The following is a 14,042-nucleotide window of genomic DNA, read 5'->3' on the forward strand; positions in this document are numbered from 1 at the left end:
AAACCATATCAACACGTTTCATTATCAAAAGATAGTAAGACTCAACAAAGCAACATAATAACATACTTTGGCGTAGTTTAATCTCCAAAAAATTTTTTGACTTTTAGGAGGCGATTCACTTGCTTCACAGTCAACGCTCCTTCATGTTAGCCACCATTATGGCATTGTGCTTGACCGCATGTGCACCATTGGAGCTCTCCTCTCCATCCTCGTCCAATCGAGCGTCAACCATCTCTTTACGGGCAACCGCGCCGCAACCCATGCTCAAACGGAAACTCACCCCTTTTGAACAAACCCTCATGCGCAAACCCGGCGACCTGCATGGCTCGCAGTTTACAGAAAATAAACTCCAGGCGCGGTTGGCCACCATGAAGCGAACCCAATCGGCAGACGCCACTTTCCGCCAATTGCTACAATGGCTCCATGAAGACTATCGGCGCTTGGTCATGGAAACCGCCAATTTTTCTACGGACATCAACCCCACAACACAACAACCAGCAAACACCATCATCCTTGAGAAGCCAACACACTTCGCAATCCTGCTTGATGCCAGTGGAAGCATGGCTGAAAAAGTAAATGCTAGCACAAAAATGCAAAGCGCCAAAAAAGCGATTTCTACGTTTGTCAGCAATTTGCCCCCAGCGGCCACCATTTCCCTTCGGGTGTACGGCCACAAGGGCACAAGCCAAGCTACGGACAAAGCGCTCTCATGCCGAAGCACGGAAGCCATCGTTCCCGCATCCACATACAACGCTACCCGATTTTCCCAAGCACTCGACGCCATAAAACCTAGCGGCTGGACGCCCATCGCCGCTAGCCTGGCCGCGGTAGAAAAAGATGTTCCACCTCAAGCTGAAGAAGTCCATCTATACCTGATCAGCGACGGGGAGGAAACGTGCGGCGGAAATCCGGTTCAACTCATGTCTCAACTTCGCCAAAGCACGATGCGCCCTCACGTCCATGTGATCGGATTTCGCATCGACGATGCAGGGCAAAAAGCTTTAAAACAGATGGCCGAAGCCGGTATGGGCACCTTCACTTATGTAGACAGCGGTGAAGAGTTGGATCGTTTTTTGCGTGCTGAACACCAGCGGCTCATGCGTGAATGGTTGCATTGGGGCCAGAAAAACGGAAGCGAGGCGCTCCGGATGCGCCAGCAAAAAATGAGCGAGTTGGATCGTTTGTTGATGCGTTGGAAATCTACCGCGGACCGAGAAATGAACCGGATGAAATTGGCATTGCGCTATTTAGAACAAACCGGCTATCCCCCCACACAGCGGGAAAAATTGAAACAGCTCATCCAGGAGCGAAGCGACCAATTCGACGCCTATCTCACGGAAACCCGGCGCTCTTTGCAAGCCGCTATCCAAAAGAGCGGTTGGGAGGCATGGAGCGACATTTGGGATGAAGGCGCGCACCAAATGAGAAAGGCAATGGAAAACTGACGTCACGACGCTGAATGTTTATGTTCTATTCTAAAATTCCCATTTGCTTTAAATGTAATTTATTGTATAATTAGAATATATATCCAAGTTTTTTTGCTCGTTCGTCTCCATTCGTATGCATCTCCAATTTGGGGTGGGATAATGAAATCCGTGTTATTGCTCTTGATCGCAATCATCAGCGAAGTTATCGCAACCTGTGCGCTCAAAGAGTCTGCCGGCTTCACCCGATTGCTCCCCAGCTTGATCCTGATCATCGGCTACGGAATCGCTTTTTATCTATTCACCATCAGTTTAGAACAAATTCCCTTGGGGATCGCCTATGCCGTCTGGTCCGGATTGGGAACGGTCGGTACCATTCTTGTTGCCAATTTACTGTGGGACGAGAAATAGCAACTGGCCCAGATGGCCGGCATCGTACTGATCATTGTCGGCAGTGTGATGGTGAATCTCTTTAACCAACCTTCCGCTTGAAATCAAATGAGCAGGCCAACCATAAGTATTGGCCTGCTCATTTGATTGATTATTCACGGTAAGGTATTTCGCCGTTTTGAGACGATATAGAAGCCTCTATCCCCCATCCAGTGTCGCTGGCTGGCATAATCATGCATTTGGTTTGCTATGCAAACTTGTCTATCATATAGATGAGAAGAAAACAGGGCGATGGTCGGATGCATCGCCCTGTTCATGACCGCCGACGACAGATTATAAGGACTTGCTCCAGTCATGCACAGCATCACCTTCAAGGAAGCGTTCGCAATCCAACGCCGCCATACACCCTGAGCCAGCAGCAGTGATCGCTTGCCGGTACACATGATCCTGCACGTCACCGCAGGCAAATACGCCTGGCACGTTGGTTTTGGTTGTTCCCGGCTCCACTTTGAGGTAACCCGCCTCATCCATCTCTAATTGGCCTTCCAAGAAATCGGTGTTGGGTTTGTGTCCGATGGCCACAAAAATGCCGTCGGTGTGAATGATCTCCTCTTCACCGGTTTCGTTGTTTTTCACTTTCAATCCAGTCACGCCTTGCTCGCCGCGGATAACTTCCACTGGCGTGCGGTTCAGGCTCCACTTGATCTTTTCGTTTTTACGAGCCCGATCTTGCATGATTTTAGACGCGCGAAGCTCATTGCGGCGATGTACCAACGTCACTTCTGTGGCGAAACGGGTGAGGAAATTAGCTTCTTCCATCGCGGAATCACCGCCGCCGACCACGATGATTTTCTTGCCTCTGAAGAAGAACCCATCACATGTGGCGCACGTGCTTACCCCTTGCCCGATGTTTTCCTTCTCACCCGGAATGCCGAGCAATTTTGCCGATGCCCCGGTGGAAATGATCAAGGCTTCCGTCTCAATGCGTTCTTCCCCCATGTACAACGTGAACGGGCGTTTCGACAAATCGACTTTTTGCACCCATCCCCGCTTAAACCGGGCACCGAAACGTTCGGCTTGTTTACGCATGTTATCCATCAGCTCCGGCCCCATGATGCCGTCAGGAAAGCCTGGGAAATTCTCCACTTCGGTTGTCGTTGTCAATTGCCCACCCGGTTCTGGCCCCTCAATCACCAACGGCTCCATGTTGGCGCGTGCCAAATAAATGGCCGCCGTCAAACCAGCTGGCCCCGTGCCTAGAACAATCACTTTATTCATATTTTCCGCCTCCTACTGCCTGGTTGATGCGATATGTATCTCGTAAATGAATCAACCAACATTTATTTTAACCCAGCCCCGGCATCCAGCAAGATGTTTTTCATCCAAGGCTGAGCCATATGACATCCGAGATTCATATCCCTGTGGGCATGCCTTATATTTCCCTACATCCGCAGGTACCAAACTGCTTTTTTTAGAATCATTCTAATCTACTTTTTTCGCTTCAGCAAATGCTTTCAAAAAGTTGGCTGGCGAATGGGCTCCGGACAAAGCCAGCTTCTCGCCAATGATAACAAAAGGAACCCCTTGAATCCCGATTTGCCGCGCCAGTGCCAAATCCACTTCAATCTCCGCTCGTTTCGCATCCTCCGTCAACGCCGTCCGCACCTCATCCAAATCCAATCCCACACGGGCAGCCAGCTCCAGCAAGACCTCCAACGACCCCACATCTTTGCCTTCCTCAAACTCAGCCACATGCAAGGCATCCAGCATCCCATCCACTAGCGCTGGCGGGGTACACTTAAGCAAAGTGTGTGCCAACCATGTATTGGGCATCCGCTCGACTTTCGTGAAATCAAAGTGGAGACCGACGTCTGCTCCAGCCCGGGTCACTTGCGCAAATACTTGCATCATCCGCTCCCGGCCGCCCATTTTCTCCGCCATATGCTCTTGGAATGGGCGTCCTACTTTAGGCATATTCGGTTCCAGCAAATAGGATCGGTAACGGATAGTCACTTCTTCATCATGCTCGCGCTTCCACTCAGCCAATGCCGTGAATAGGTTTTTCTTGCCGATCCGGCACCACGGACAGACAATGTCATGAAAAATGTCGATAATCATTCCTATGCTCCTTACTTTTTTAAAGTTGATATTTTTCTATTATACTCATCCTGAGGGCTGACTGACTATCCTTAATTTGCGATCACATGGATAAAACCCCTATCATTTCTTCCACAATATGCTATGATGGCAATTGATCCGCGTTTTTTTCACCATACTTACATTTTTACACACACATCTTAATTGCAGGAGGGGGCGCATGGTGGCCACAAGAAAAAGTCAACGTTTAGATAAAGTGTTAGTGCACATGGGCGTTGGCACGCGCAAAGAAATTAGAAAACTAACCAAAGCAGGCCGAATCAAAGTGAACGGCTCCGCGGTGAATGACCCGAGTGTGCACGTCATGCCCGAAACGGACGATATCACCGTCGACGGCATTACCATCGAATACCGCGAGCATATCTATTTGATGATGAACAAACCGCAAGGCGTCATATCAGCAACCGAAGACCGTAATGAAGAAGTCGTCACTGACCTGTTGGAACAAGAACACCGCGTATTTGAACCGTTTCCCGTCGGACGGTTAGACAAGGATACCGAAGGGCTGCTGTTGCTCACTAGCGACGGAAAATTGTCGCACCAGTTGCTTTCTCCCAAAAAACACGTGCCCAAAACCTATTACGCTGAGGTGGATGGCGTGGTTACGGAAGAAGATGCGCTCGCCTTTAAAAACGGGGTGACCTTGGATGACGGCTACGTAACTATGCCTGGCGAACTTACCATTCTCTCGTCCGGCCCTCGATCCGAAGTCGAGTTAACCATCTACGAAGGCAAATACCATCAGGTCAAACGCATGTTTGAAGCCGTCGGCAAAAAAGTGGTGTTTCTCAAGCGGATCGCTATGGGGCCGCTTACATTGGACCCCGACTTGGAACCAGGCGAATACAGGGAATTGACACCGGAAGAACTCGCCTTGCTCAAAGGGGAAAACAACGGCAACTAGTATCCCCCCTCATCTTAGAACCATTCGCAGGGGGGCCCCTGCAACAAACCTGGCTTGAACGGATTTTTATTCTAAGTTAAAATCATGATGCAATTTCTTCCCCAATGGTAAAAATAACAATGCACCAAAAAAAATGAAATCAAGGGGGCAGTCTATGAACAAGCAAACGCAGAATGAGTCATTGGCAAGAGGATTAAGCGACCGGCATATCCAGCTGATCGCGATTGGGGGCGCAATCGGCGTCGGATTATTTTTAGGTTCAGCTTCCGCCATCCAAGCAGCGGGGCCCGCACTGGTGCTCTCTTACGCCATCGGCGGGATCATCATCTTTTTTATCATGCGTGCATTAGGAGAGCTGATCCTCTACAAACCTGTCTCCGGTTCCTTCAGTACATACGCGACTGAAATGATCGGGCCATGGGCGGGATTCATCACCGGCTGGACGTATTGGTTTATGTGGGTCGTCACAGGGATGGCCGAAATCACGGCTGTGGGCATCTATGTGAACACATGGTTTCCGAACATACCACAGTGGATTCCCGCACTTATCGCCCTCGTTGCGGTGTATTTGGTCAACCTCATCGCCGTAAAGGCATTTGGTGAGGTGGAGTTCTGGTTTGCCCTGATCAAAGTGGCCACCATCTTGGTATTGATCGTAGTCGGTCTCGTCATGATCACAACCGGCTGGGGCAACAACGGAGAAGCTGTCGGATTCTCCAACCTGTGGGAGCATGGCGGCTTCATGCCCAAAGGAATTACGGGCGTATTGTTTGCTTTGCAGATGGTCATGTTCGCTTTCTTGGGCGTTGAGATGGTGGGGATTGCCGCCGGGGAAGCCCAAAATCCGGAGAAAACAATCCCTTCGGCAGTGAATAAAATCATCTGGCGCATTCTCATTTTTTACATCGGAGCGTTGATTGTAATCCTCTCGCTCTATCCATGGAACCAACTGGACGGCAAAACGAGTCCATTTGTATTGACCTTTGCCAAGATCGGCATTCCCGCCGCGGCCAGCATCATTAATTTCGTCATCCTGACTGCCGCCTTGTCTTCCTGTAACAGCGGCATCTTCAGCACCGGTCGCATGCTGTACACACTGGCGGGACAAAATCATGCACCACAAGCACTTCACTATGTGAGCAGACGCCAAGTTCCATCCCGAGGAATCACGGTGTCCGCCATTGTCTTGTTGTTTGGCGTGGTGCTTAATTATTTCATTCCTGAGAAAGCGTTTACTTACATCACCAGCGTAGCAACTTTTGGTGCATTGTGGGTCTGGGGCATTATCTTGTACGCCCATATCAAGTTCAGAAAAAAACACCAGCCCACTTCGTTTAAAATGCCGGGCACACCTTGGACCAACTGGATTGGCATCATCTTTTTGATCGGCGTGGGGGCGCTGCTGTCTTTGGAAGAAAGCACCCGCATCGCCCTGTATGTGGCGCCCATTTGGTTCGGCATTCTCGCCTTGAGCTACCAATTGGTACGCAGATACAATAAAAACGACGCATAATATCATATCCGTCTCCCCGATTCTTGGGGAGACCTTTTCTTATCTAATACAAACACATCATCGTTCAAAGGGAGGCGCTCACCAAGTGTATGTCGGCACCCTGCAAATGGATATCATTCCGAAACAGAAAGAAGCCAACCTGAACTTTATTGATTCAACCCTTGCACAAACAGCCCAACGCGTCGATCTTTTAGTATTGCCTAAATTTTTCACCACCGACATTTTCTTCACCACCAAGGAAGAGTTCGTAGCGTTGGCCGAACCGATTCCTCACAGTCCCACCTGCCACCGATTGGCGCCCCGGCTTGCACGTAATTTCCTTTGATGCAACCCGTTTTCTTCACAAAGCAAATGAAGATTGTAGCAACCTGATGGATGAGATGCGAAAATACAAATCCTTCTATGAAACACTCTAAGCATGGAGATGGGAAGGAGGCTTCTCGCAACCCTTCCCATCTTACTTGACACGATGGCAAGAACACGATATCATTTGTATGTACAAACAAAGAAATGGGTGCTATTTACAATGATCGAAGAACAAATGAGCCGTTGTCTTTTCGTTGCCGTTAACCGCTTTTCACGAACTATCACCAAAATGGCCGAAGAAGAGTTTGCCTCTATCCATTTGTCTCCCACTTACGCTTTCCTGCTGATGATCATAGCGGAAAAGCCGGGCCTTTCACTCAAGGAGTGTTGCGAAAAATTACATATCGCCCCCTCGACTGGCACCCGGTTTATTGACAAATTGATCGCCAAAGGATTGGTGGAGAGAAAAGCAGTGGGCAAACTTGCTTTGATGTACCCCACCGAGAAGGGATTCGCTTTGGTCGAACCCATCCGCGAATGCTGGAAGAACTTGTACACACGCTATTCAACCTTGCTCGGGGTAGATGAAGGTTGCCAATTGGCGGAACGGCTAATGATCGCCAATGCTAAACTGGAACAAGAACACAACTAAACTTTTGATCCATCATTTGTTTTGTACACACATTTTACGAGCTCACCATGCAGGAGGTCGACACACATGAAAACACTGGTGATTGTGGCCCACCCTAATCTGGATCAATCCCGCATCAACAAACGTTGGGTGGCCAAATTACGCGAATATCCTGAACAAGTGACTGTTCATGACTTATATGCAACTTATCCCGACGGAAACATCGACGTGGCGAAAGAACAAGCGCTGGTGATGGAACATGACAGAATCGTCTTCCAGTTCCCCTTTTATTGGTACAGCACCCCGGCGCTGTTGAAACAATGGCAGGATGACGTGTTGACTTATGGCTGGGCCTACGGCAAAGAAGGAACCAAACTCCATGGCAAAGAGTTTGTGGCAGCCGTATCCATCGGAGGTCCCCAGGAAAACTACAAAGCGATGGGCTATTCAGTCGACCTGCTCACGCTCCCTCTCAAAGCCATGAACCATTTCACCGGTATGACTTATCTCGAACCCTTCCACTTCTATGGAACCAACACCGCCACCGACGAACAAATCGAAGCCGGCGCCGAACAATACGTTGCCCATATTCTCAATCCTGCACTGACAATCGCGAAGGGCTAAGAGGGGGAATTTCCCCCTCTGTTTTATATAGAATCAGACAAACCATGGATAAAGCAGGGTGGTTTATTTGATTAGAGCGGCATGCATCACCATATTCGCTTCGATTATGCTCTTCCTGGTGTCTTGTCAGAATGACCAACCGGCGAAAGAACCGCTAACCAACGAAAAGGTTAAACAGGTTCTCCACACCATCCCCGATCATTTCAAAAAAAAGATGCGCCTGCCCACGCACCTTCCGTTTAAACCCACCAACATGGAGGCCCATTATTCATCATTGCACAAACATAGCTACCAACAAGATTATGTGCAAAATACAGACCATGTGGTTTATTTCACTATCACGGTGGGAACGTCCACTTTCAACAACTTGGAAAAAATAAAGCTATCCAGTGAAATCGACGCATTTTATGAGAAAAAAGGCATCTTATACTGGAATGATAAGAAAAACGGTGTTCATTTCCTTCTGTCAACGGTAGACCACTCCAAGCAAAAACAATACAAACTTACCAAAGAACAGCTAGTAAAAATCGCGGCCAGTGCCGTTTCCCTCGAGTGATTCGGCTGGCCGCGAGGGAGAACCCTCTTTGAGGAAGAACAAGCCTTTGATTTTGTGCGTATGCGTCAAATCAAAGGCTTGACCAATTTTTACGCGGTCACGTACATTCAAGACTTTATCATCTGTCCACGTGTATACCCATGATCCTTTCGATTCGCTCCACATCCACATGCTGGCGCAACCACTCTGCCAAATCGGCATACACTTGTTGGCGGTCGACGGCGGGGCCTGAGGCGAGCGTCAACCCCTTCGCCTCTCCAATAAACTGCAACCACTTTTGCACAAACCGTTCATTGTCAAATAACCCGTGCAGATACGTCCCCATGACCCGCCCATCGGCAGATATCGCTCCATCCTCTCTCCCATCGACCCAACGCAACAGCGGCATGACGCCGTTTCCTCTGGTGGTGCGACCCAGATGTATCTCATAACCGGACACTTCCACTTGATTAGCCCACCCCGCTAGCAGGCGGCCTGTTTGTTGCCTTGTTTCTTTGACTGGCACAAAATCGGTCTCCACCGCAAGCAAACCTAATCCAGACTCCACCCCGCCAGCACCCTCGACCTGCCCTTCATCCCTTAGCACGCTACCCAATATCTGATATCCACCGCAAATGCCAACGACAAACGCCCCGTGTTCATAAGCTTGTTGGATCGCTTCCATCCAGCCATTCGCTTTCAGCCACTGCAAATCATGTATGGTGTTTTTGGTGCCAGGAAGGATGACCACATCCGGCGCACCCAACTGATCCACAAACTGCACATAACGGACGGTGCATGCCGACTGGTGCGACAACGGCGAAAAATCGGTGAAGTTGGAAATATAGGGTAGCCAAACAATTGCCACATCCAGCTTATCCCCTTCCACTTGTTGATCGCCAGTCATGTTTTGCAAAGCGAGGGAATCTTCTGGATCTACTTCCATCCGGATGGTCGGCAGAACACCCAGAACCGGGACACCGGTCCTCTCTTCCAGCCAAGCTAGGCCGGATTCCAGCAATTCTTTGCTTCCACGAAACTTATTGACGATCCATCCCTTAACCCGTTTCCGCTCCTCTTCAGTCAATAGTTCATATGTTCCCACACAAGACGCGAACATCCCACCCCGCTCGATATCCGCCACCAACAAGACGGGAGCATCCACCAGCTCGGCGACTCGCATATTGGCAATATCGCGATCTTTCAAATTAATTTCAGCCGGGCTTCCCGCCCCTTCAATCACCAATACCTCCACTTGTTCTGCCAAACGCGCAAGCGATGCCCGCACCGGTTCCAACATCTCCTCCAACGTCCGAGCGCGGTATGCCATTGCCGGCATATCCGCCCATCGCTTCCCGTGCACGATCACTTCCGACACCATCTCCCCTTTCGGTTTGAGGAGAATGGGATTCATGTCGTATGTCGCTTCAATCCCTGCCGCCTCCGCCTGTACTCCTTGCGCCCGACCAATTTCATGACCCGAGCGCGTCACATAAGAGTTTAAAGACATATTTTGCGATTTAAAAGGCGCCACACGATAGCCCCGTTCATAAAAATGCCGACACAGAGCCGTACAAATCACACTTTTTCCCACATCGGATGCCGTGCCTTGGATCATGATCGTCTTCAATATATCCTCCCCTTTGGATATCAAGTGGAATCATCAGCAAGACCTTCGCTACATCTCGCTTATCTTAGCCCAGAAGACTATCATACGCAAGCGCTGGCTAGCCTTTTGTTCGGACTCGAGAAACCGAGTTGCCTCACTGAACAATTCAATAATAAAGGATTTTATTTATAAATGTAGAAATATTAGACTATTCAACACACAAGGAGGAAAGCATCATGTGGACAACTTGGAAAAGCATCTTCGCCAGCACCCTAGCATTGGGAACCATGCTCGCACCTGGTGTCAGCTTCGCGCAAACGCCTGTCGACGCACCCGCGGGAGCCTATATTCCCCCACAAGCCGAGCATGCAATCACAGAGGTAAAAGTGCCTAAGCTGCTCAACAAACAAATGAAAAACCAGCGTGTCACACGCGGCCCGATTCATCCAAATTATAAAATGCATGTCACCTATGATAGCCAAAACCATATCATTAACGGCAAACTATCTGTCACCTTCACCAACAACACCGGGGTTCGCTTGAACGACGTATACTTCAACCTCTGGGGCAACGCCGCCAATTTCCGTACAAACGGGGGTGGCATGGATGTGAAAAACGTGAAAGTGAATGGGAAAGCAGCCAACCATCACCTTCAAGAAACCGCCTTGCACATTGACGCCACCTTGCCCAAAAACCGCAAGTCCACCGTTTCCATGGATTTCACCGTCCATGTCCCAAAAGGGCAAGACCGATTCGGCTGGGATGGTGACACTGTTTCCTTGGGCAATTGGTTCCCCATTTTGGCCGTCTATGATGACGAAGGCTGGAACGTCGACCCTTATTTCCCATACGGTGAAAGCTTCTACTCCCTGACCAGCAACTTCGACGTCACCGTCACCACCGACAAAAAGCAAGTCATCGCTGCCACCGGAACCGAAATCGGGAAGCCCAAGCTTAAAGGAAACCTCGCCACCCATCGTTATATCGCCAAACAGGTACGTGACTTCGCCATGGAGATGAACCCCAACTACAAAATCATCTCCACCACCGTCAACAAGGTGAAAGTAAATGTCTACTACGCGGAAGAGCACGCCAAGTTCTCCCAAGACCTCCTGCAAAGCGGTGTGGATAGCATTAAGCTCTTTAGTGAGAAATTCGGCGCTTATCCCTGGCCAGAACTGGACGTAGTCAGCATGAAAGGCTGGTTTGGTGGCATGGAATACCCGCAGCTGGTCATGATCTCCCTCCGCGACAACGCTACCCCGGCCTGGGTGCGCAGCGTCAATGCCCATGAAATCGGACACCAATGGTTCTACGGCATCATCGGCAACAACGAATATGACGAGGCTTGGTTAGATGAATCCTTCGCCACTTTCGCCGCCGCTCTCTATGACAACGAACTCGACCAACTCACCGCCGAACCGGTTCCCGGATTCCATCTCTCCCATCCGATCTCCTATTTCACCGCCTACGGTCAAGAAGGCATCAGCGCCTACTACGACACAGTCTACGATTACGGCGCCCGCACCTTGAACGACCTGCGCAAGCTATTGGGTGACAAGCAATTTTACGCCTCGATGCAGGCCTACTACAAACAAAAGAAATTCGGTATCACTACCACCAAAGACTTTATCCGCATCATGGAACAAACCAGCGGGCGAGATTTGGACAAGTTCTTTGCCGAGCACTATGTGTTTGTATCTGATCAGGAATAAAGAAATAAAACCGGCTGGAGGAAGATCTCTCCAGCCGGTTTTTATATATGCTTATGGATTCCCTGCCGTTTGCATTCTCTTGATGAGATGGGTTTCATTGATAAAGTTCAAGATCATGAAAGATGGCGTCTGGTATGGAACCCTGTTTCAATTCTCTTCATGAGATGTAATCCATTGATACGGTTTAAACTGGTCTTTGGAGTAGAAGACCCCGCAGTTTCAATTCTCTTATTGAGATGTATTCCATTGATACAAATCAGTTGCTTCTTGTTCCGTTTTTTCATCAATCAGTTTCAATTCTCTTATCGAGATGTATTCCATTGATACACGCCATTTGCCCCGCCGTGTCGTCCTTGTCGTATAAGTTTCAATTCTCTTATCGAGATGTATTCCATTGATACTTGGGAGTAATCCGCGCCATCCCGTTTGAACCAATAATGGTTTCAATTCTCTTATCGAGATGTATTCCATTGATACTCCCCCTTGTTTGAATTCGATAAATCTTCTATCACCGTTTCAATTCTCTTATCGAGATGTATTCCATTGATACGGTACGTGCGGGAAGCGATCGCGCGGGGTGAACAGTAGTTTCAATTCTCTTATCGAGATGTATTCCATTGATACTATGTCATCGGGTTGATTGAAAAAAGCGAAGAGTATTCGGTGTTTCAATTCTCTTATCGAGATGTATTCCATTGATACCGACATCTCAGCATGGAAGCCGATTGTCCGCTTTAGCGGGTTTCAATTCTCTTATCGAGATGTATTCCATTGATACGGGGGATTTTCGCCACCGGGTGTCAACCGGTCTGCGGTTTCAATTCTCTTATCGAGATGTATTCCATTGATACTAAAACGTATTGAGTTCACGACGATGGGATCAAAGTTTCAATTCTCTTATCGAGATGTATTCCATTGATACTTTGAAGGAAAGAAAGTGAAGAAAGTCGAGGATGTCTCGGTTTCAATTCTCTTATCGAGATGTATTCCATTGATACCTCAAAGGAGAACCGGTCCATTCAATCAAAAAACAATGAAGTTTCAATTCTCTTATCGAGATGTATTCCATTGATACGGCGTTCGCGGAAACCTGTAAAAACCAACGTCTAGCTATCCCTTTTCCGAACACCCCTCCAAAAATTAAGTTTCATCACCAGAAAACGGTTCTATCATACTAGCACCAAATGGCAAACCCCTTGATTCATAAGGCATTGAGCATTTCCGACGACCCCCTGGCTTTTTCCCGAAGCAATGGGTGTTCGCATTTCAAGCTACGCCATTAAGTTTACTACCTACACCCTCCACTCATTATATCTAAATAATTTAGAAAATAAAACCATCAAGCCCATCACACTTTCAGGGTACCATGTTTCAACCTCAGTCATCCCATTTACTTATCAAACCACATACCCAGTTTAATGCATGAATACGTTCATACGTAATCAGCATATCATACTCAAGCGTTTCATCATGATTAAAAGCTTCCACCAGTTGATTATAAATTTCCAAATGTTTGCCTAGCATATGTACAATCTCTTTAATCGGACGACATTCCGCTTTAGCGATAAATGATTCAAGTGACTCACCCAGCCCTGGCAACACTTCACGAATAATACCGCCATCGCACCGTTCAATTGGTAAATCAAGCTCTTCAACTAAATTCAAGCTCCATAATAAAGCAAGCAAGCCTTCGATTCGCCAAGTGAGTAGGTTCGATTGCATCGCTCGCTGATTCCAACTTTTCTCTGCCGGGCTGAGATCAGAGATCGGTACAGAAAATACATTTTGCTCTTGCGGGCTCAGCGAATCCCATAGTCCTTCTTCCCTTGCCCACTCTACCACTTTCTCCGGCTCATGATAAAATATAACCCCTAATAGTAAATGAAGAGCCAAAGCACGCTTTGCTATATCTTCTGCTGAACGTAAGTGGACTTCATTTGTTTCGGGGTACACTGGGAAGTTATACAGCATAAGAACTCGTCCAGTATCCGGATCTAATGTGATTTGTTTACTCGTATCGGAATGAGTCATGATACATACACTTTCCTTTCTATTTGGATTAATGATTTTATCAAATCTACTTACAAGCATTTTGTTTCGATGGATTGAGCGGAGGAACATCATCAGGATAATATTCACGCTCATTCCTATACAAGGATTCTTCATACTGTTGAACCGTACCAACAAAGAACTGTTGCATAGTCGGATATTCTCCTTTTTCATCCATAAGAGGT

Annotated in this window: 13 protein-coding genes and 1 CRISPR repeat array; of the genes, 9 read left to right on the top strand and 4 right to left on the bottom strand. The window is 48.2% G+C overall.

All coding sequences use genetic code 11. From position 1 onward, the window contains the following. Nucleotides 1-119 precede the first annotated feature (119 nt). Together QQZ12_RS08170 and QQZ12_RS08175 are read left to right on the top strand one after the other, a co-directional pair. Nucleotides 120-1,445, top strand: a complete 1,326-nt coding sequence (locus QQZ12_RS08170; RefSeq protein WP_123827436.1) for a VWA domain-containing protein — start codon at nt 120-122, stop codon at nt 1,443-1,445. A 141-nt stretch (nt 1,446-1,586) separates the two neighbouring features. Next, nucleotides 1,587-1,835, top strand: a complete 249-nt coding sequence (locus QQZ12_RS08175; RefSeq protein WP_284724246.1) for a DMT family transporter — start codon at nt 1,587-1,589, stop codon at nt 1,833-1,835. A gap of 312 nt (nt 1,836-2,147) precedes the next feature. Here the strand turns inward: QQZ12_RS08175 and trxB are convergent, their stop codons facing one another. Further along, the gene (gene trxB, locus QQZ12_RS08180) at nt 2,148-3,092 is read right to left on the bottom strand and encodes a thioredoxin-disulfide reductase (RefSeq protein WP_022739031.1); all 945 of its coding nucleotides are present in this window, start codon (nt 3,090-3,092) and stop codon (nt 2,148-2,150) included. Between the two features lie 204 nt (nt 3,093-3,296). Beyond that, entirely contained in the window at nt 3,297-3,932 is a 636-nt protein-coding gene (locus QQZ12_RS08185; RefSeq protein WP_284724247.1) for a DsbA family oxidoreductase, read from the bottom strand. A 199-nt stretch (nt 3,933-4,131) separates the two neighbouring features. Here QQZ12_RS08185 and QQZ12_RS08190 point away from each other — a divergent pair, with 199 nt between their 5' ends. From QQZ12_RS08190 to QQZ12_RS08215, 6 genes are all read left to right on the top strand, one after another. Next, nucleotides 4,132-4,875: a pseudouridine synthase gene (locus QQZ12_RS08190; protein WP_189319038.1), complete on the top strand. Its 744-nt coding sequence runs from the start codon at nt 4,132-4,134 to the stop codon at nt 4,873-4,875. A 154-nt stretch (nt 4,876-5,029) separates the two neighbouring features. Continuing rightward, nucleotides 5,030-6,388, top strand: a complete 1,359-nt coding sequence (locus tag QQZ12_RS08195; protein ID WP_102992390.1) for an amino acid permease — start codon at nt 5,030-5,032, stop codon at nt 6,386-6,388. 85 nt (nt 6,389-6,473) lie between these two features. Beyond that, nucleotides 6,474-6,713 carry a hypothetical protein gene (locus tag QQZ12_RS08200; protein ID WP_102992389.1) on the top strand — a complete coding sequence of 80 codons (240 nt, stop codon included), beginning with the start codon at nt 6,474-6,476 and terminating at the stop codon, nt 6,711-6,713. 201 nt (nt 6,714-6,914) lie between these two features. Beyond that, nucleotides 6,915-7,346: a MarR family winged helix-turn-helix transcriptional regulator gene (locus tag QQZ12_RS08205; RefSeq protein ID WP_102993822.1), complete on the top strand. Its 432-nt coding sequence runs from the start codon at nt 6,915-6,917 to the stop codon at nt 7,344-7,346. Between the two features lie 66 nt (nt 7,347-7,412). Next, entirely contained in the window at nt 7,413-7,949 is a 537-nt protein-coding gene (locus tag QQZ12_RS08210) for an NAD(P)H-dependent oxidoreductase (RefSeq protein ID WP_102992388.1), read from the top strand. Between the two features lie 67 nt (nt 7,950-8,016). Next, on the top strand, nt 8,017-8,505 hold the full coding sequence (locus QQZ12_RS08215; protein ID WP_123827435.1) for a hypothetical protein: 489 nt from the start codon (nt 8,017-8,019) through the stop codon (nt 8,503-8,505). A gap of 118 nt (nt 8,506-8,623) precedes the next feature. On the opposite strand, the gene QQZ12_RS08220 is transcribed toward QQZ12_RS08215, so the two are convergent. After that, on the bottom strand, nt 8,624-10,114 hold the full coding sequence (locus tag QQZ12_RS08220; RefSeq protein ID WP_348651543.1) for a cobyric acid synthase: 1,491 nt from the start codon (nt 10,112-10,114) through the stop codon (nt 8,624-8,626). Nucleotides 10,115-10,329: 215 nt separating this feature from the next. Here QQZ12_RS08220 and QQZ12_RS08225 point away from each other — a divergent pair, with 215 nt between their 5' ends. Next, complete coding sequence (locus QQZ12_RS08225; RefSeq protein ID WP_102992386.1) at nt 10,330-11,808, top strand: M1 family metallopeptidase; 1,479 nt, start codon at nt 10,330-10,332, stop codon at nt 11,806-11,808. Between the two features lie 144 nt (nt 11,809-11,952). After that, nucleotides 11,953-12,883: a CRISPR direct-repeat array (repeat unit 37 nt; unit sequence GTTTCAATTCTCTTATCGAGATGTATTCCATTGATAC). Between the two features lie 302 nt (nt 12,884-13,185). Here QQZ12_RS08225 and QQZ12_RS08230 read toward each other — a convergent pair. Beyond that, nucleotides 13,186-13,947, bottom strand: coding sequence for a DUF4272 domain-containing protein (locus tag QQZ12_RS08230; protein ID WP_189319037.1), 762 nt, complete (start codon nt 13,945-13,947; stop codon nt 13,186-13,188). Nucleotides 13,948-14,042: the final 95 nt, after the last annotated feature.

This window comes from Laceyella tengchongensis, from assembly GCF_900182735.1.
Taxonomy (GTDB): Bacteria; Bacillota; Bacilli; order Thermoactinomycetales; family Thermoactinomycetaceae; genus Laceyella; species Laceyella tengchongensis.